Annotated in this window: 18 protein-coding genes; 15 read left to right on the top strand and 3 right to left on the bottom strand. The window is 70.9% G+C overall.

The genetic code is table 11. The features are described from left to right. Together AC07YS_RS30690 and AC07YS_RS30685 are read right to left on the bottom strand one after the other, a co-directional pair. A partial coding sequence (locus AC07YS_RS30690) for a PhaM family polyhydroxyalkanoate granule multifunctional regulatory protein (RefSeq protein ID WP_495270120.1) occupies positions 1 to 370 on the bottom strand: 370 nt, incomplete at its 3' end. A gap of 64 nt (positions 371 to 434) precedes the next feature. Further along, positions 435 to 1856: an aminotransferase-like domain-containing protein gene (locus tag AC07YS_RS30685; RefSeq protein ID WP_307635988.1), complete on the bottom strand. Its 1422-nt coding sequence runs from the start codon at positions 1854 to 1856 to the stop codon at positions 435 to 437. Positions 1857 to 1986: 130 nt separating this feature from the next. Here AC07YS_RS30685 and AC07YS_RS30680 point away from each other — a divergent pair, with 130 nt between their 5' ends. The 10 genes from AC07YS_RS30680 to AC07YS_RS30635 are packed head-to-tail and all read left to right on the top strand — an operon-like array spanning position 1987 to position 9761. Beyond that, positions 1987 to 2586 (top strand): LysE family translocator, encoded by a 600-nt coding sequence (locus AC07YS_RS30680; RefSeq protein WP_139701497.1) that lies wholly within the window; start codon positions 1987 to 1989, stop codon positions 2584 to 2586. Further along, complete coding sequence (locus AC07YS_RS30675) at positions 2583 to 3533, top strand: DMT family transporter (RefSeq protein ID WP_070060270.1); 951 nt, start codon at positions 2583 to 2585, stop codon at positions 3531 to 3533. Before AC07YS_RS30680 ends, AC07YS_RS30675 begins: the two co-directional genes overlap by 4 nt. Positions 3534 to 3544: 11 nt before the next feature. Further along, positions 3545 to 3952 (top strand): VOC family protein, encoded by a 408-nt coding sequence (locus AC07YS_RS30670; protein WP_495270129.1) that lies wholly within the window; start codon positions 3545 to 3547, stop codon positions 3950 to 3952. 49 nt (positions 3953 to 4001) lie between these two features. Further along, positions 4002 to 5189 carry an aminotransferase-like domain-containing protein gene (locus tag AC07YS_RS30665; RefSeq protein WP_062471189.1) on the top strand — a complete coding sequence of 396 codons (1188 nt, stop codon included), beginning with the start codon at positions 4002 to 4004 and terminating at the stop codon, positions 5187 to 5189. Between the two features lie 14 nt (positions 5190 to 5203). After that, positions 5204 to 5851, top strand: a complete 648-nt coding sequence (locus AC07YS_RS30660; RefSeq protein WP_495270121.1) for a DJ-1/PfpI family protein — start codon at positions 5204 to 5206, stop codon at positions 5849 to 5851. 4 nt (positions 5852 to 5855) lie between these two features. Next, on the top strand, positions 5856 to 6497 hold the full coding sequence (locus AC07YS_RS30655; protein WP_495270122.1) for a glutathione S-transferase family protein: 642 nt from the start codon (positions 5856 to 5858) through the stop codon (positions 6495 to 6497). 5 nt (positions 6498 to 6502) lie between these two features. Continuing rightward, positions 6503 to 7426 carry a PhzF family phenazine biosynthesis protein gene (locus AC07YS_RS30650; protein ID WP_495270123.1) on the top strand — a complete coding sequence of 308 codons (924 nt, stop codon included), beginning with the start codon at positions 6503 to 6505 and terminating at the stop codon, positions 7424 to 7426. 14 nt (positions 7427 to 7440) lie between these two features. Next, entirely contained in the window at positions 7441 to 8136 is a 696-nt protein-coding gene (locus tag AC07YS_RS30645; RefSeq protein ID WP_495270124.1) for a VOC family protein, read from the top strand. A 5-nt stretch (positions 8137 to 8141) separates the two neighbouring features. Beyond that, on the top strand, positions 8142 to 8774 hold the full coding sequence (locus tag AC07YS_RS30640) for a LysE family translocator (RefSeq protein ID WP_062480600.1): 633 nt from the start codon (positions 8142 to 8144) through the stop codon (positions 8772 to 8774). An 18-nt stretch (positions 8775 to 8792) separates the two neighbouring features. Beyond that, a complete protein-coding gene (locus tag AC07YS_RS30635) occupies positions 8793 to 9761 on the top strand; it encodes a threonine dehydratase (RefSeq protein ID WP_095743494.1) in 969 nt (322 codons plus the stop codon). 7 nt (positions 9762 to 9768) lie between these two features. On the opposite strand, the gene AC07YS_RS30630 is transcribed toward AC07YS_RS30635, so the two are convergent. Further along, complete coding sequence (locus tag AC07YS_RS30630; RefSeq protein ID WP_495270125.1) at positions 9769 to 10605, bottom strand: creatininase family protein; 837 nt, start codon at positions 10603 to 10605, stop codon at positions 9769 to 9771. 337 nt (positions 10606 to 10942) lie between these two features. On the opposite strand from AC07YS_RS30630, the gene pgaA reads away from it, so the two are divergent. The 5 genes from pgaA to AC07YS_RS30605 all read left to right on the top strand — a co-directional run bounded on the left by pgaA (position 10943) and on the right by AC07YS_RS30605 (position 18285). After that, a complete protein-coding gene (gene pgaA / locus AC07YS_RS30625) occupies positions 10943 to 13459 on the top strand; it encodes a poly-beta-1,6 N-acetyl-D-glucosamine export porin PgaA (protein ID WP_495273806.1) in 2517 nt (838 codons plus the stop codon). 8 nt (positions 13460 to 13467) lie between these two features. Beyond that, complete coding sequence (gene pgaB / locus AC07YS_RS30620) at positions 13468 to 15534, top strand: poly-beta-1,6-N-acetyl-D-glucosamine N-deacetylase PgaB (protein WP_495270127.1); 2067 nt, start codon at positions 13468 to 13470, stop codon at positions 15532 to 15534. Next, positions 15531 to 16811 carry a poly-beta-1,6-N-acetyl-D-glucosamine synthase gene (gene pgaC / locus AC07YS_RS30615; RefSeq protein ID WP_495270128.1) on the top strand — a complete coding sequence of 427 codons (1281 nt, stop codon included), beginning with the start codon at positions 15531 to 15533 and terminating at the stop codon, positions 16809 to 16811. Before pgaB ends, pgaC begins: the two co-directional genes overlap by 4 nt. Then, positions 16801 to 17367 (top strand): PgaD family protein, encoded by a 567-nt coding sequence (locus AC07YS_RS30610; protein WP_095743490.1) that lies wholly within the window; start codon positions 16801 to 16803, stop codon positions 17365 to 17367. The genes pgaC and AC07YS_RS30610 overlap by 11 nt, the downstream gene beginning before the upstream one ends. Before the next feature lie 120 nt (positions 17368 to 17487). Beyond that, positions 17488 to 18285 carry an SDR family oxidoreductase gene (locus tag AC07YS_RS30605; RefSeq protein ID WP_139701504.1) on the top strand — a complete coding sequence of 266 codons (798 nt, stop codon included), beginning with the start codon at positions 17488 to 17490 and terminating at the stop codon, positions 18283 to 18285. The last annotated feature ends 93 nt before the right edge of the window (positions 18286 to 18378 follow it).

Below are 18378 nucleotides of genomic sequence, written 5' to 3'. Positions count from 1 at the left end.
GTGCGGGGGCCGGGGCGGGAGCCGGTGCAGGCGCCATCGCCGCGGCCTGCTTGGTGAACGCGCTGGCGATGTCTTCCATCCGCACGTTCATGCCGCGCAGGGTCGACAGCGTCATCTTCTGCACTTCGAGCGCCTGGATGGTCGCCTTGAGCGCGTGGCCGTTCTGTTCGAGCCAGTACTGGACCGTCTTGAGTTCCTGGATGCGCTTGTCGACCTCTTCGACGCTCATGGTCGGCGCGACCCAACTCGCCAGGCTGGGGATGCCGGGCACCGAGCCGGAGCCCGCGGCGGCACCGCCGGCGAGGTTCTTCAGGAAGTCGAATCCGGGGACGAACTGGCTGAAGTCGAAGGGTTTGCTGGCGTTGCTCATGCGGGAGGTCTCCTGGCTGGGTTTTCTTGTGTTGCCAGCTTACTCCAAGCCCCTTGCCAGCGAATCAGAGCTCGTCCCTGACCCGGCTGAAAACCTTCCAGAAATTCGCGTCCTGCGAGGTCGCGAAGTTGATCCGCATCATCGTGCTCGGCGGGCGGCGCGCGTGGAACAGCGAGCCCGGCGCCAGCAGGTAGCCCTGGTCGAGCATGCGTTGCGTGAGCGCGTCGGTGTCCACGCCCGTGTCGACCCAGCCGAACAGCCCCGCCGGCTCCGAGGCGAAGGTGCAGCCGTGCGACATGGCCAGCTTCACCGCACGGCCGCGCGCGCCGTCCAGGCGGATGCGCACGCGCTCCGAATGGCGGCGCAGCTGGCCCTGGTCGATGCACCACGACAACGCCCGCTCGAACAGCGTGGGCGAAGTCAGCGTGGCCAGCAGCTTGGTCTCCAGAAGCCGCTCCTTCAGCGCGGGCGAGGCGGCCAGGAAGCCGATGCGCCAGTTGGGCGCCAGGATCTTCGCGAAGCCGCTGACGTAGATGGTGCGCTGCAGCCCGTCGAGCGCACTCAGGCGCGTGGCGTGCTCGGGCGCGAGGTGGCTGTAGGTGTCGTCCTCGACGATGTGGAAGTCGTGCTCGTTGGCCAGCTTGAGCACGCGGTGCGCGCTGCCCGGCGTGAGGCTGTAGCCGGTCGGGTTGTGCAGCACGCTCACGCTGACGAAGAGCTTGGGGCTGTGCAGCTTGCAGTACTGCGCCATCACGTCGAGGTCGGGCCCGTCGGCGCGGCGCGGCACCGGCAGGATGCGCATGCCCAGCGCCTCGAGCCGTGCGAACTCCAGCGCCCAGCCGGGTTCCTCGACCATCACCGGATCGCCCGCGCGCAACAGCGTGCGGCTCACGATGTCCAGCGCGTGCGTGGCGCCGATGGTGGTGACGATCTGGTCGGGCCCGGCCGGCACGTTGATGCGCACCAGCTTCTGCGACAGGCTGCGGCGCAGCGCGAGGTCGCCCGAGGGCTCGCCGTACTGCAGCGACAGTTCCTGCAGCGCCGACGTGGTGGTCACGCGGCGCACCGCGGTCGCCAGGAAGGTCGAGGCCATCCAGTCGGGCGGGAACACGCCCATGCCCGGCTGCGGCTTGTCGCTCGGGCGGTGGAACATGCTGCGGATCAGCGAGCTGGCGTCGGCCGGCACGCGCGAGGCCATCATCGGCGAGACCTCGGGCACGGCATGCGCCGGGTTGCGCGACCCCTCGGGCGCCGGCGCCGCGTCGCGCACGTAGAAGCCGCGCTGGCGGCGCGCCTCGACCAGGCCCTGCGCGAGCAGCTGGTCGTACGCGGCGACCACGGTGTACGGGCTCACGCCCTGCTGGCGCGCGCATTCGCGCACCGAGGGCAGGCGCGCGCCGGGGGCCAGCAGCCGGTTGCGGATGCGCTCGGCGAGGCGGTCGGCCAGCTGCCCGGTCAGGGACTGGGTGGAGGTTCGGGTCAGCATCGGATCGGGCTGCATCGCACAGAGAGCGAGAAAAGGGCGGCGTGTGTCGAAGGAATGACCAATACAGATTTCAGATTTGTTCGATCATCTGTACTGGAACTGTAATGGTCCAAAGTTTAGAGTCTGTGACATGAACTGGCAAGAATTCACCGCGCTGCTGGTGCTGGCCACGGCGATGAGCTTCTCGCCCGGCCCCAACACCACGCTCTCCACCGCCCTGGCGGCCAACGGCGGCCTACCACGCGCCATGCGCTTCGTGGTCGCGGTGCCGGTCGGCTGGACCTTGCTGCTGGCGATCTGCGCGGCCGGCCTCGGCGCGCTGGTGGTGGCCATGCCGCCGCTGCGCCTGGCGATCAAGGGCCTGGGCATCGCCTACCTGCTGTGGCTGGCCTACAAGCTCAGCGGCAGCGCCCAGCTCGGCAAGGCCGACAACGCCCGCCTCTCGGTCGGCTTCGGGCAGGGCGTGATGCTGCAGTTCGTGAACATCAAGGCCTGGCTGCTGGCGCTCACGCTGGTGGCGGGCTGGATCGCCGGCCAGCCCGACGCGCTCGCGCGCTTCGCCATCGTCGCGCCCGTGATGCTGACCTACGCCTTCACCAGCAACTTCGCCTATGCACTGGTCGGCGCACTGCTGCGCGAGTGGCTGGCCAAGGGCCGGCGCCTGCTGTGGTTCAACCGTGCGATGGGCCTGATCCTGGTCTTGACGGCCTGGTGGATGGTGGGCGTATGAAGCTCGCCATCAAGGACGAAACGCTGGGCATGTGGCTCGGGGTGGTCGGCGTGGCGCTGTTCGCCATCACGCTGCCGATGACGCGGCTGGCCACGGGTACGCAAGAGGCGCCGCAGCTGTCGCCGTGGTTCGTCACGCTCGGGCGCGCGGCGCTGGCGGGCGTGCTGTCGGCCATCTTCCTGCTGGTCACGCGCTCACCGCGCCCGGCGGCGCACCAGTGGAAGCCGCTGGGCATGGCGGTGCTGGGCAACTGCATCGGCTTTCCGCTGCTGCTGGCCTTTGCGCTGCGCGTGGTCACGGCCAGCCATGCGGCGGTGGTGACGGCGCTGCTGCCACTGGTCACGGCCGCGGTCGCGGCCTGGGTGCTGCACCAGCGCGCGCGGCTGGGCTTCTGGCTCTGCGCCATCGCGGGCAGCCTGCTGGTGGTGGTGTTCTCGGTGCTGCGCGCGCAGCAGAGCGGCCACGGCTTCGGTTTCGAATGGGCCGACCTGCTGCTGGTCGGTGCGGTGGTCGCGGCCTCGGTCGGCTACATCTACGGCGCGCAGGTCACGCCGTCGCTGGGCGCCGAGCGCGTGATCTGCTGGGTCTGCGTGATGGCACTGCCCGTGACGCTGCCCGCCACCATCGCCCTGTGGCCGCAGCAGCCCGTGGCCGCCTCGGCCTGGGTCGGCTTCACCTACGTGGGCATGTTCTCGATGTGGATCGGCTTCTTCGCGTGGTACCGCGGCCTGGCCCTGGGCGGCGCGCTGCGCGTGAGCCAGACGCAGTTGCTGCAGCCGTTCCTGTCGATCCTCGCGTCGATCCCGCTGCTGGGCGAGCCGCTCGACCTGGTGACGCTGGGCTTCGCCGCCGCCGTGGTCGCCACGGTGGTCGCGGGCAAGCGGTTGTCGCAACCGGCGGCGCCTGCCGCTGTTCCACGCGGCGCCGAGCCGCAGGCCAGGAGCTGACCACCATGACGCTGTTCAGCCATGTCACCGTCGGCTGCACCGACCTGCCGCGCGCCGCCGCCTTCTACGACGCGATACTGACGCCGCTCGGCCTCATCCGCCGCCCCGTGACGCCCGACGGCGGCCCCGATGCCGCCTGCTGGATCGCGCCGGGCCAGACGCTCCCGCGCTTTTACGTGTACATCCCGCTGGACGGCGAACCCGCCAGCGCCGGCAACGGCAGCATGGTCGCGTTCTGCGCGCCCTCGCCGCAGGCCGTTCATGCCGCCCACGAGGCGGCCCTGCGCCACGGTGGCCGCGACGAAGGCGCGCCCGGCCCCCGCCCCCGCTACGGGCAGGGCTATTACGGCGCCTACCTGCGCGACCCGGACGGCAACAAAATCCATGTCGTGCACCGTGGCGACATCCCGCCATCCTGACGACACACTCAGACTCACCTCTCATTCGCCAGAAAGAAGAAAGCCTCCCATGAACTGGAAACTCGCCGCCCGCGCCGCCAAGATGAATCCTTCGGTGCTGCGTGAAATCCTCAAGGTCACCGAGCGCCCCGGCATCATCAGCCTGGCCGGCGGCCTGCCTTCGCCCAAGACCTTCCCGATCCAGGAGTTCGCCGACGCCTGCGCCGAAGTGCTGCACAACGACGGCCAGGCCGCGCTGCAGTACGCCGCCAGCGAAGGCTATGCGCCGCTGCGCCAGGCCGTGGCCGACATGCTGCCCTGGGACGTCGACGCTTCGCAGGTGCTCATCACCACCGGTTCGCAGCAGGGCCTCGATCTCGTGGCCAAGGTGCTGATCGATCCGGGCAGCAAGGTGCTGGTCGAGACGCCCACCTACCTGGGCGCGCTGCAGGCCTTCGGCCCGATGGAGCCGCACCCCGTGGGCGTGGCCAGCGACGACGAGGGCGTGATCGTCGACGACCTCGTGAGCAAGGCGGCCGACGCGCGCTTCGTCTACCTGCTGCCCAACTTCCAGAACCCCACCGGCCGCACCATGACCGAGGCGCGCCGCGCCGCGGTCTCCGCGGCCGCAGCCGCCGCGAACCTGCCGATCGTCGAGGACAACCCCTACGGCGAGCTCTGGTTCGACGAAGCCCCGCCGCTGCCGCTGGCCGCGCGCAACCCCGAGGGCGTGATCTACCTGGGCTCGTTCTCCAAGGTGCTGGCCCCGGGCCTGCGCCTGGGCTTCCTGGTGGCGCCGAAGGCCATCTTCCCCAAGCTGCTGCAGGCCAAGCAGGCGGTCGACCTGCACACGCCGATCTTCACGCAGCGCATGGTCTCGGCCGTGATGAAGGACGGCTTCCTCGACCGCCACGTGCCCACCATCCGCGCGCTGTACAAGCGCCAGCGCGACGCCATGATCGCCGCGCTGCACCGCGAGATGGCCGGCCTCGACGTGAAGTTCAACGCCCCCAAGGGCGGCATGTTCCTGTGGGCGCGCCTGCCCGAGGGCATCGACACCGTGACCCTGCTGCCCAAGGCCGTGGAGCGCAACGTGGCATTCGTGCCCGGCGCGCCGTTCTACGCGGGCGAAGGCGATCCGCGCACGCTGCGCCTGTCGTTCGTGACCGCCAGCGTCGAGGAGATCGACACCGCCATCGCCGCGCTGGCCGTCACGCTGCGCGAAGAGCTGGCGCTGCTGGCCCCCGCCCACGCCTGACAAGGCCGACGACGATGCACATCGCCATCCTCACCTTCGACGGCTTCAACGAGCTCGACTCGCTGGTCGCGCTCGGTGTGCTCAACCGCGTGAAGAAGCCGGGCTGGCGCGTGACGCTGGCCTCGCCCAGCGCCACCGTGACCTCGATGAACGGCGTCACGGTGCATGCCACCGCGACGCTCGAAGCGGCCTGCGAGGCGGGCGCGGTGATCGTCGGCAGCGGCATCCGCACGCGCGAGATCGCCGCCGATGCGGGCCTGATGGGCGTGCTGCGCGGGCTCGACCCGTCGCGCCAGCTCATCGGTGCGCAATGCTCGGGCACGCTGCTGCTGGCCAAGCTCGGCCTGCTGGGCGCGGTGCCGGCCTGCACCGACCTCACGACCAAGCCCTGGGTGCAGGAAGCCGGCGTCGAGGTGCTCAACCAGCCTTTCTTCGCGCAGGGCAACGTGGCCACCGCGGGCGGGTGCTTCTCGGCGCCTTACCTCGCGGCCTGGCTCATCGCGCGCACCGAAGGCCTGGAGGCCGCGAAGAGCGCGCTGCACTACGTCGCGCCGGTCGGCGAGAAAGACGACTACGTGGCGCGCGCGATGCGCAACATCGAACCGTACCTGCAGGCGCAGCAGCCGGCCACGGCCGGCGCCCTCTCCGCACAAGGACACTGAACACATGCTCAACATCTGGGGCCGCATCAGTTCGATCAACGTGCGCAAGGTCGTGTGGTGCGCGCAGGAGCTCGGGCTCGACTTCCAGCGCACCGAGGCCGGCGGCAAATTCGGCGTGGTGCAGACGCCCGAATACCGCGCGCTCAACCCGAACGCCATGGTGCCCACCATCGACGACGGCGAAGGCGCCGAGCGCGTCACGCTGTGGGAGTCGAACGTCATCGTGCGCTACCTGTGCGCCCGCTACTCGCACGGCACGCTCTACCCGAGCGAGCTGCCCGCGCGCTTCGACGCCGAGCGCTGGATGGACTGGCAGCAGACCACGCTCAACCGCGCCAGCCGCGACGCCTTCGTGCAATGGGTGCGCACGCCGCCCTCGGAGCGCCAGCCCGCGCTGATCGACGCGTCGGTGCGCGAGAGCGAGGCGCTGTTCGCCATGCTCGACGCGCACCTCGCGCAGCGCCCCTACATGGCCGGCGAGCGCTTCACCATGGCCGACATCCCGATCGGCTGCGAAGCGCACCGCTGGTTCGGCCTGCCCGGTGCCGAGTACCGCCGGCCGGCCTGGCCCAACGTCGAGCGCTGGTACGCCGACCTGCTTTCCCGCCCGGGCACGCGCGGCGTGCTCGACCTTTCCCTCGAATGACCCTGATGAAATCCCGCCCCTTCAAGCAAGTCGACGTCTTCACCGCCACCGCCTACTACGGCAACCCGCTCGCGGTGGTGATCGACGGCCAGGACCTGGACGACGCCGCCATGCAGCGCTTCGCGCAATGGACCAACCTGTCGGAGACCACCTTCCTGCTGCCGCCGACCGACCCGGGCGCCGACTACCGCGTGCGCATCTTCACGCCCGGCGGCGAGTTGCCCTTTGCCGGCCACCCGACCATCGGCAGCTGCCATGCGTGGCTGCAGGCCGGCGGCAAGCCCAAGGTGGCGGGCCGCGTGGTGCAGCAGTGCGGCGCCGGCCTGGTGCCACTGCGGCGCGACGGCGAGCGCCTGGCCTTTGCCGCGCCGCCGCTCAAGCGCAGCGCCCCGAGCCCCGCGCTGCTGGCCAAGGTGGCCGGCGCTCTGGGCCTGAAGGCGCAGCAGGTCATCGCGGCGCAGGTGCTCGACAACGGCCCGGTGTGGTTCGGCCTGCTGCTGAACGACGCCGACGCCGTGCTGGCGCTGCAGCCCGACCACCGCGCGCTGAAGGAACTGGGCGTGAAGGCCGGCGTGGCGGGCGTGCCCTCGGCGCACGACACCTCGCTGCTCATCGGCCGTTCGAACCGCGAGGCGCGCGCCTTCGGCAACCGCCCCGCCACGCCGAACGACGACGGCGCCAAGATCGACCTCGAGGTGCGCGCCTTCGCCGAGCCCATCGGCGTGCAGGAAGACCCGGTCACCGGCAGCCTCAACGCCAGCCTGGCCGAATGGCTGATCGCCGACGGCCACATGCCCGAGCGCTACCTGGGCGCGCAAGGCCAGTGCCTGGGCCGCGCGGGCCGCGTGCACATCGAGCGCGACAGCGACGGCACGATCTGGGTCGGCGGCGATGCCGTGACCTGCGTCGACGGCCACGTCACGCTCTGAACGAAAGCCACACCATGCACCCCGCCGAAGTCGACCACCTGGTGATCGCCGCCGCCTCGCTGGCCGAGGGCGTGGCGTGGTGCGAGGCCACGCTCGGCGTCACGCCCGCGCCGGGCGGCGTGCACCCGCTCATGGGCACGCACAACCGGCTGCTGAACATCGCGAGCGCCGCGTTCCCTAGCGCCTATGCCGAGATCATCGCGATCGAGCCCGGCAAGGCGCCCTCGCGGCCGAAGACGCACCGCTGGTTCGACCTCGACGACGCCGCGCTGCAGGCCGCGCTCGCGCAGCGCGGCCCGCGCCTCATTCACTTCGTGGCGCGCGTGCCCGATGCGCACGCCGCCACGCAGGCACTCGCACGCGAGGAGCATGCGCACATCGACCGCGGCCACCTGCTCGAAGCCTCGCGCGACACGCCGGCCGGCCGGCTCGAGTGGCAGATCACGGTGCGCGACGACGGCCAGCGCCTGTTCTACGGCGCGCTGCCCACGCTGATCCAGTGGGGCGCGGTGCACCCCACCGACGCCATGCCCGCCTCGGGCCTGGCGCTGCGTTCACTGCGCGTGGCGCATCCGCGCGCGCCGGCGCTGTCGGCCGCGCTCACGGCCATCGGCATGGGCAGCCTGCCGGTCGATGCCGGCCCGCCCAACCTCGTCGCCGTGCTCGACACGCCGCGCGGCCCCGTCACCCTCGAATCGCAAGGACTCTGACTCTCATGCTCACCCTGACCGAAATCGCCTGGTTCGCCCTCGCCTCGCTGCTGCTGGCGCTGACGCCGGGGCCGAACATGATCTATTGCGTGTCGCGCACGCTGATCCAGGGCCGCCGCGCGGGGCTCATCTCGCTGGGCGGCGTGCTGATGGCCTTCCTGGTGCACCTGTTTGCCGCGGCGCTGGGCCTCACGGCGCTGCTGCTGGCGGTGCCGGTCGCGTTCGACGCGATCCGCTTCGCCGGCGCGGCCTACCTGATGTGGCTCGCGTGGCAGGCGGTCAAGCCCGGCGGCAACGCGCCCTTCGAGGCCCGCGCGCTGCCCGCCGATCCGCCGGCCAAGCTGTTTCGCATGGGCTTTCTCACGAACCTGCTGAACCCGAAGGTGGCGATGTTCTACCTGTCGTTCTTCCCGCAGTTCATCCACCCCGAGCGCGGCTCGGTGCTGCTGCAGAGCCTGCAGCTGGGCATGGCGCAGATGGCGAGCAGCGCGCTGGTCAACACCGTGATGATCGTCGGCGCCGCGAGCATCACGGCCGTGCTGTCGCAGAGCGCGGGCTGGCTGCGCGCGCAGCGCTACATCATGGGCAGCGTGCTGGCCGCGCTGGCCGTGCGCGTGGCGCTCACCGAACGCAAGTAAGCAACCCGAAGGACGTCGATGCGATTCACCCGCGAAGAGATCGAAGCCGCGCAGCGCACCGTGCATGCGGCCATGCCGCCCACGCCCCAGTACACCTGGCCGCAGCTGTCGCAGCGCCTGGGCGCCACGGTCTGGGCCAAGCACGAGAACCACACGCCGGTCGGCGCCTTCAAGATCCGCGGCGGCCTGACCTACTTCGAGACCCTCGCGCGCGAGCAGCCCGCCGTGCGCCATGTGATCAGCGCCACGCGCGGCAACCACGGCCAGTCGGTCGGCTTTGCCTCGCAGCGCCACGGGCTGGCCGCGACCATCGTGGTGCCGCACGGCAATTCGCGCGAGAAGAACGCGGCGATGCGCGCGCTCGGCGTGACGCTGGTCGAACATGGCGACGACTTTCAAGCGGCCGCCGAACACGCGGCGGTGCTGGCGGAACGCGACGCGCTGCACCGCGTGCCCTCGTTCCATCGCGAGCTGGTGCGCGGCGTGTCGACCGCGTATGTCGAGTTCTTCAGCGCACTGAAAGCTTCACCGCCCGACGTGCTGTTCGTGCCCATCGGCCTGGGCTCCGGCTTTGCCGGCGCGGCCGCGGCGCGCGCGCACTGCGGCGTGTCGACGAAGCTCATCGGCGTGGTGTCGGCGCATGCCACGGCCTACCGCGATTCATTCCGCGCGCGCCGTGCGGTCGAGTCGCCCGCCACCACGCGGCTGGCCGACGGCATGGCCTGCCGCACGCCGGTGCCCGAGTCGCTGGAGGTGATCCTGCGCGAGGCCGACGACGTGATCACCGTCACCGACGACGAGGTGGCCGAAGCCATGCGCGTGCTTTTCAGCGACACGCACAACGTGGCCGAAGGCGCGGGGGCTGCCGCGTTGGCGGGGGCGCTTCAGCAAAAGGAGCGCTGGCACGGCAAGACGGTGGGCGTTGCGCTGAGCGGCGGCAATGTCGATGCGGACATGTTCGCCGGGGTGCTGGGGCGCAGCGCCTGATCCGCCCTCAGGGCAGCGGCCCTGTGTTCGCCGTGCTCAACGGCAGCTGGGACACCTCGGCCAGCAGCAAGGCCAACTGCTGCGCGGCCGCATCGATCACCGCCTGACCCTTCGCTGCCGTGGCCGCTGCGGCGTTACCGGCAGCGCCCTGCGCGTTGTAGTCCTCCATGGCCCAGCCGAGCTTGGCACTCTTGCCGTTGCCGAGGATCGCGCAGTCGGCCGCGCGCTGCTCCGAGGTGGAACTGAAATCCTTCGCCTCGTCCATGCGCACGCGCGCGGGCGTCAGCGCCAGCATCATCGAGGTCTCGATCTCGCCCGCATGCACGCCGAAGCGGTGCTCCCGGGCGCTGAACTGCGCGTTCGCATCGCCCAGCGGCAGGTTGAACCAGCTCACGCTGTAGACGATCAGGCCGTGCGCGGCACGCAGCTCGCGCGCCACGATGTCCATCGCGCCCACATGGCCGCCGTGGGCGTTGAACAGCACCAGCTTCTTCACGCCGGCGCGCGCCACGCCCGCGCCGATCTCGTTCCACATGCGGATCAGCGTCTCGGCCGAGAAGGTGAGCGTGCCCGCAAAGCGTGCGTGCTCGGGGCTCAGGCCGATCTGCTGGGTCGGCAGGAACAGCGCCGGCAGTTCCGGCTGCAGCAGCGGCAGCGCGGCGGCCACGATGCCGTCGGCCAGCACGGTGTCCACGCCCAGCGGCAGGTGCGGGCCGTGCTGCTCGGTCGCGCCCAGCGGCAGCACCGCCACCGTGGTCGCCGCGTCGAGCGCGGCGAAGTCGCGCGTCGTCAACTGGGACCAGAAACGGGGCCAACGGGGCGAAGAGACCGGAAGTGCGTTCATGCCGCGATCTTAGGACGGGGCCATGGGCGACGCATGGGGCAACACTTGCATACAACTTGCCAACATCGGATGAATTGATCGCGAATCTGTTCACGATTAGTTCTCATCTTTCCCGATGTTCGGTCCTATTGTTTACAAATTGGCCTAGAGTCCCTTTTCACGAACTTTCCGCCACGGCTTGTCACGGCCCAGGAGAGTTCACGCAAAAGGGAGTAGCGTGTCCATCCATCCACAAAAAAATGGAGGCACCGTCGTTGCCGGGCGCAAAGTCGCGCCCTTCAAGGCATTGCCTCACCATCTCGCACGAGCCGTGCGGGGTTTGCCGCCGATCGTGTGCGTGCTGGTCTTCGGAAGCAGCACCGCGTACGCGGAGTCCACTGTCGCGCCCTCGCCGGCCGCCCCCCTGGGCAGCGCGCTGGCGTATGACGCCTCGCAGCACGACGCCCTCATCGTCGCGCGCCGCGCCGGCCGCATCGCGCCGGCCCAAGCCCTGCAACAGCTGCGCCAATGGCTGGCAGCGCCCCTGGCCGACGAGCAGCGCCGGCGCGTGGCGTCCGACGCCATCGCGATCGCGGTGGCCGACGGCCAGTTCGCCGACGCGGTGGCCGTGGGCCGCCAGGTGCCGCCGGACGCGCTGGGCGATTACGCGCTCGGCCCGCTGGCCGGCGCCGCGCGGCGCACGGGCGACATCGCCCTGCAAGGCGACACCGTCAAGGTCTGGCGCGCGCGCCAGCCGGCGGCCCGCGAACCGCGCATCCATGAAGCCTTCTGGCGGCTGGCCAGCGGCGACACGGCGGGCGCGCAAACCCTCTACCGCGCACTCGCACAGCCCGCGCCCACCGAGGTCGCCGACCGCGTCGCGCTGCTCGACCTGCGCGCCGCACTGGCGCGTGCGCAGGGCCAGCCCTTCCAGGCGCTCACGGCCTACGGCGAGATCACCGCGCTGCAGCCCGCGCGCCGCGATGCGCAGCGCGACGCCGACTTCCTGCTGGCCGAGTACGGCGGTGCCACCGCTGCATTCGAGGACGCGCAGGCGGCCGAACGCAAGCAGCCCGGCAGCCTCGCGCCGCTGACGCTCGCGCTGCTCGAACAACAGGCGCTGGCGCAGCAACTGCGCTGGGCCGTGAAGGCGCGCGACCAGCGCCTGGGCGCGGCGCGTGTCACCGACCTCGACAAGGTGCTGGCCGCCCAGAGTGGCGCGCTGGCCCGGGTCGACGCCGCGCTCGCGCAGCCCGCCCCGCAAGACGCCGACACCTGGCGCACGCTGCGCATGCGGCTGCAGTCCGACCGCATGATGGCGCTGCTGGAGCGCGGCCGCCCCGCCGACACCATCGCGCTGTACGACAGCCTGCGTGCCGACGGCACCGCGCTGCCGCCCTACGCGCTGGGCACCGCCGCCCGCGCGCTGGCGCAGGAGCGCCGCTCGGCCGATGCCGTGCCGCTGTTCGAGAAGGCGGTCGTCGACCTGCCGATGCCCGACAGCCTGCACTTCGGCCTGGTCTACGCCTACCTGGACACCGGCCGCTTCGACGACGCCGAGGCGCTGCTCCAGCGCATCGAAAGCGCCACGCCCGTGCTGATGCGGCTGGCGCCGGAAGCCGGCCGCCCCAACGACCAGTTCTCCGAAGTCAGCGGCCTGGGCGCGCTGTTGCAGCTGTACGGCGACCGCCCGAAGATCGCGCAGCCGCGCTTCAACACGCTCACGCAGGAAGCCCCGCTCAATGCGGGCTACGCCTACGGCGCTGCCCTCACCGAGCGGCTGCGCGAGCACCCCGAGGCGGCCGTGGCGCGCTTCGAGGCGCTGAGCGCCGACCACCCCGACGACCTGAGCGTGCGCACCGGCCATGTCGAGGCGCTGCTCGACGCCGACGAATTCCGCGCGGCCCGCATCCGTGCCGAGTCGCTCGAGGCCGATGCGCCCGACGCCGCCGAAGTGCGCGAGATGGCGCGCAAGCGCCGCTCGCTGGTCGGCCCGCAGCTCGAGATCGATGCCGAAGGTTCGCGCGGCGGCGGCACGCTGGCCAGCCGCGAATGGCGCGTCGACAGCCGGCTCAGCTCCGGCCTCATCGGCGATGCGTGGCGCGTGTTCTATGCGCAGACGCTGGGCCGCGGCTACACCTCCGAGGGCACGGCCCAGTGGGCGCGCGGCGGCCTCGGCGCGAGCTGGCAGCAAGGCCGCTGGCTGGCCGAAGGCGTGCTGCAGCATGCGAACAGCGGGCGCTACCGCAACAGCGTGGCCGGCCGCGTCGACTACCGCGCGAGCGACGCCTGGCGCCTGTCGGCCACCTACGACGGCGACAGCAAGGAGCTTCCCTGGAAGGCCCGCGCCGTGCCCTTCGGCGCACAGGCCATCGGCGCGCGCGAGTTCGGCGCCAGCGCGGCCTACGTCGTCAACGAGTCGCGCCGCTTCGACCTGCAATGGCGCCGCCTCGACTTCAGCGACGGCAACCTGCGCGACGGCCTCGACTTCGGTTGGCGCGAGCGCTGGGTCAGCACGCCGCGCTTCCAGATCGAGACGCGGCTGGGCGTCGATGCCAGCCGCAGCCGCCTGCAGGACGTGCGCTACTTCAGCCCCTCGCGCGACGCCAGCGCGCAGCTGTCGGTGCGCGGCCAGTGGCTCACCTGGAAAAGCGACGACCGCCAGTTCTTCCAGGTGCTGGAGCTCGGCGGCGGCAGCTACCAGCAGGCCGGTTTCGGCAGCGGCCCGCTGTGGAACCTGCGCTACGAGCACCGCTGGGCCCTGGGCCAGAAGCTCACGCTGCGCTACGGCCTGACCTTCGGCAGCCACCCCTACGACGGCGTGCGCGAAAAACAGCGCGGCGTGTTCCTGAACCTTTCGATGCCCCTGCAGTGATGTCCGTGATGCAAGCCCCCACCTTCTTCCTTCGGCTGCGCGCGGCCCTGCTCGGGCTGCTGCTGGCGGCGGCCTTGCCTGCGCTCGCGGCGCCGGTGCTGCCCGCCGACCCCGACAACGGCGTCGACTTCCGCGTGATCTCGTTCCACGACGTGCGCCCCAACGTGCGCGCCAGCTTCGAGACCTCGCCCGACGAAACCGCCATCGACGAGCGCACGCTCGCCGAAGTGTTCGCCTGGCTGCGCCACAGCGGCTACCACCCGGTCAGCCTGCAGCAGATCATCGATGCGCGCAGCGGCGGCAAGCCGTTGCCCTCGCAGCCCGTGCTGCTGACCTTCGACGACGGCTACCGCAGCGCCTACACACACGTGTTCCCGCTGCTGCAGCGCTTCAACTACCCCGCGCTGTTCGCGCTGGTGACGAGCTGGCTCGAGGTGCCTGAAGGCCAGCCCGTGCACTGGGGCGACAAGCCCGCGCCGCGCGAGAACTTCCTGCTGTGGCGCGAAGCCGCCGAGATGGCGCGCTCGCCGCTGGTCGAGTTCGCCAGCCACACCGACGCGATGCACACCGGCATCCAGGCCAACCCGCAAGGCAACATGCTGCCCGCCGCGGCCACGCACCGCTACGACCCGACGACCGGCCGCTACGAGGACGACGCCGCCTACCTGCGCCGCATCGAGACCGACCTGCGCCGCAGCCGCGAGCTGATCGAAAAGCGCACCGGCGCCAAGGTGCGCGCCACCGTGTGGCCCTACGGCGCCTACAACACGCCCGCGCTGGAGGCCTCGGCGCGCGTGGGCATGCCGATCACCTTCACGCTCGACGACGGCGCGAACACGAAGGAGATTCCGCTCAGCCGCATCCGCCGCGCGCTGGCCGCCTACGACAACGAGGCGCCCGACTACGTGCAGATGCTGCGCAGCCCCGTGGGCGGCGAGGTGCGCCCGATCAACCGCGTGATGCACGTCGACCTGGACTACGTGTACGACGCCGACCCGGCCCAGCAGGAGCGCAACCTCTCGGCGCTGATCGAGCGCGTGGCCGCCGTGCGCCCGCGCTCGGTGTTCCTGCAGGCCTATGCCGACCCCGACGGCGACGGCGTGGCCGACGCGCTGTACTTTCCCAACCGCCACCTGCCGATGCGCGCCGACCTGTTCGCCCGCGCCGCCTGGCAGCTGCGCAGCCGCACCGGCGTGAAGGTCTACGCCTGGATGCCCGTCACCGCCTACCGGCTGCCGGCGTCGAACCCGCTGGCCACGCACACGGTGCGCACGCTCAAGGGCGACGCGCCGGCCGACCGCTACCACCGGCTCTCGCCCTTCGACTCGGCCGTGCGCACGCTGGTCGGCGACCTGTACGAAGACCTGGGCCGCCACACCTTCTTCGAAGGCCTGCTGTTCCACGACGACGCCATGCTCTCGGACGACGAGGACGCCAGCCCCGCCGCGCTCGACACCTACCGCCGCTGGGGCCTGCCGGCCGACGTGGCCGCGCTGCGCGCCGACCCCGCGCTCATGGCCCGCTGGACCGCCGCCAAGACCCGCTACCTGATCGACTTCACGCACGAACTCGCGGCGCGCGTCGGCACCTGGCGCCCCGCGCTGGAAACGGCGCGCAACCTCTACGCGCGGCCGGTGCTCGAACCCGCGGCCGAGCAATGGTTTGCCCAAAACTATGAAGCCTCGCTTGCCGCCTACGACTACGTCGGCCTGATGGCCATGCCGCGCATGGAGCAGGAGGCCCGCACCCCGGCCGACAGCGACGCCTGGCTGGGCCGCCTGGCGCAGCGCGCGGCCGCCACGCCGCACGGCCTGGACCGCACCGTGTTCGAGCTGCAGGCACGCGACTGGCGCACCGGCAAGCCCGTGCCCGACGCCGAGCTCACGCGCCAGTGGACTCTGCTGCAGCGCGCCGGCGTGCGCCACCTGGGCTACTACCCCGACGACTTCCTGAACAACCAGCCCTCGCTGGAGACCGTGCGCCGCGCGATCTCGGTGCGTTCGCTGCTGTCGCGCGCCCCCCGGCGCAACCACGACGCCGCCACGCTGCCACCTGAAGGAGGGAAGTCCCGATGAACACGCTCCAGATGCTGGTGGACCTGATTCCGCCGGTGCTCTTCGGCTTCGTCTTCTACTACCCGTTCTTCATGGCGTGGGTGTGGATCGCGGGCGGCCTCTCGCACGCGTGGTCGTTCGAGCGCAAGCGCGACGTCGAGGTCGACCCGCTGCCGCTGCTGCCCTCGCAGCCGCTCGTGACCGTGGTGGTGCCCTGCTTCAACGAGGCGCCGCACCTGCGCGAAGTGATCGAGCAGCTGATGCGCACGCGCTACCCGAACTACGAGGTGATCGCCGTCAACGACGGCAGTACCGACGGCACCGGCGAGCTGCTCGACGAGATGACGCAGGAGTTCAGCCGCCTGCGCGTGATCCACAACGCCAGCAACCAGGGCAAGGCCGTGGGCCTGAACACCGCCTGCCAGCTGGCGCGCGGCGAGTACATCCTGGGCATCGACGGCGACGCGCTGGTCGACCCCAACGCCATCGCCTGGATGCTCAAGCGCATGCTGGCCTCGGAGCGCATCGGCGCCGTCACCGGCAACCCGCGCATCCGCACGCGCACCACGCTGCTGGGGCGCATGCAGGTGGGCGAGTTCTCGTCGATCATCGGCCTCATCAAGCGCTCGCAGCAGCTCATCGGCACGCTCTTCACGGTGTCGGGTGTGCTCGCCATGTTCCGCCGCCGCGCCGTGCTCGAGGTCGGCTTCTGGAGCCCCGACGTGCTCACCGAGGACATCGACATGAGCTGGAAGCTCCAGCTCGCCGGCTGGCGCCTGCGCTTCGAACCGCGCGCGCTGTGCTGGATCCTCATGCCCGAGACCCTGCGCGGCCTGTGGAAGCAGCGCCTGCGCTGGGCCGTCGGCGGCATCCAGACCATGCTGCGCATCACGCCGTCCATCCTGCGCCTGCGCAGCTGGCGCCTGTGGCTCATCTACAGCGAGTACATGGTGAGCGTGGTGTGGGCCTATGCGATGGCGCTGGTGCTGCTGATCAGCTTCATCCGCCCCTTCCTGCCGCACGAGTCGGCCTGGCATTCGGCGCTCCTGCCGCACTGGCAGGGCACGCTGCTGGCCATGACCTGCATCCTGCAGATGCTGCTGAGCCTGTGGATCGACCGTCGCTACGACCGCGACCTCATGCGCTATTTCGCCGGAACGATCTGGTACCCGATCGCGTTCTGGACGATCACGATGGCCACCACGGTGGTCGCCCTTCCCAACGCTCTGATGCGTCGTCGCGGCAAGCGCGCGGTGTGGACGAGCCCTGACCGAGGAGTTTCTTCCGATGCATCCTGAGAACCCGCTCTCTTCGCCGGCGCTGCACGAAGCCCCGCCGCCCCGCACCCGTTCGTGGGGCCAACCCGCGGTGGACGAACCCATCATCGACGCCGCGCGCATCCCGCTGCACGCCTTCGGCAACGGCCGCTCGCCGGCACGCACCCTGGCCATGTACCTGTGGCTGCGCGTGCTGCGCCCCGCGATCACCGTCGCGATCTGGTTCTGCGCCATCTGGTACGCCTGGCCCTACGTGATGGGCGCGCGCTCCCAGCCCGAGGTGCTTCAGCTGCTGGGCCTGTACGCCATCGTCATCGGCGTGATCCTCGCCTCGATGCTGATCATGGGCCCGCTGCGCCGCCGCCAGCACCGCAGCGAGACGCCGCCGGAAAAGGAGCAGTCGTCGCTGTTCGCGCTGGCGTCGTACATCGAAGTCGCGCCCGCGCGCCTGTCGACCTGGCAGCGCACGCGCCAGCTGCTGGCGCACCACGACCACCACGGCCAGCTGCGCGACGCCACCGACACCGCGCCGGCCGCGCTGGAAGAAGAAGCGCCAGCAAAGCGCCGCAAGGCCTGACGCGCAGAGGCAACCGACGCGGCCTTTTCGGCCGCGGCGCTGCAGGGGTTTCGGGGCGGTGATTCAATCGCGCGGCGGCAGCGCCGCAGACAGATTCACCTTCTTCCAAGGACCCCCGACATGGACCTCCAGCTCCAGGACCAGCACGTTCTCATCACCGGCGGCAGCAAGGGCATCGGCCTGGCCTGCGCGCTGGGCTTCCTGCGCGAAGGCGCGCGCGTGAGCCTGGTCTCGCGCGACCTGCAGAACCTGCAGCAGGGCCAGCAGTCACTGATCGCCGCGTTCCCGCAAGCCGAAGGCCGCGTCAGCCTGCACGCCGCCGACCTCAAGAACCCCGCCAGCGCCGTCGCAGCACTCGACGCCGCCGAGCAGGCCTTCGGCCCTGTCGACGTGCTCGTCAACTCGGCAGGCGCCGCGCGCCGCACCCCGCCCGATGAGCTCACACCCGCTGCGTGGCACGACGCGATGGACGCCAAGTACTTCACCTACATCCACATGATCGACCCGGTCGTGAAGCGCATGGGCACGCGCGGCCGCGGCGCCATCGTCAACGTCATCGGCCAGGGCGGCAAGGTCGCCAGCCCCGTGCACATGGCCGGCGGCGCCGCCAACGCCGCGCTCATGCTCGTGAGCGCCGGCATGGCCGCCGCCTACGCCGCGAAGGGCGTGCGCGTGAACGCCGTGAACCCCGGCCTCACGCTGACCGCGCGGTTGCAGGAGGGGATGAAGGCTGACGCGAAACTGCAGGGCATCGACACCGACGAAGCGCTGGAGCGCGCCACCGCACGCCTGCCGCTGGGCCGCATCGCGACGCCCGAGGAAGTCGCCAACACCGTGCTCTTCCTGGCGTCGCCGAAGGCAAGCTATGTGACAGGCGCGATCGTGGCGATGGATGGCGCAGTAACACCGATGATCTGACAAGGGACAGCAGGTGGAGCGAACGCAGTGAAGCGATCCCCCCAAGGCCGAGCGCAGCGACGGCCCGCCCGTTCCCCCTCCCCTCTGGCCGCG

The sequence above is a fragment of the Variovorax sp. GW458-11-26-14-LB1 genome (genome assembly GCF_059423965.1).
The sequence above is the reverse complement of the archived record's forward strand: the minus strand, read 5'-3'. Positions and strand labels throughout refer to the sequence as shown.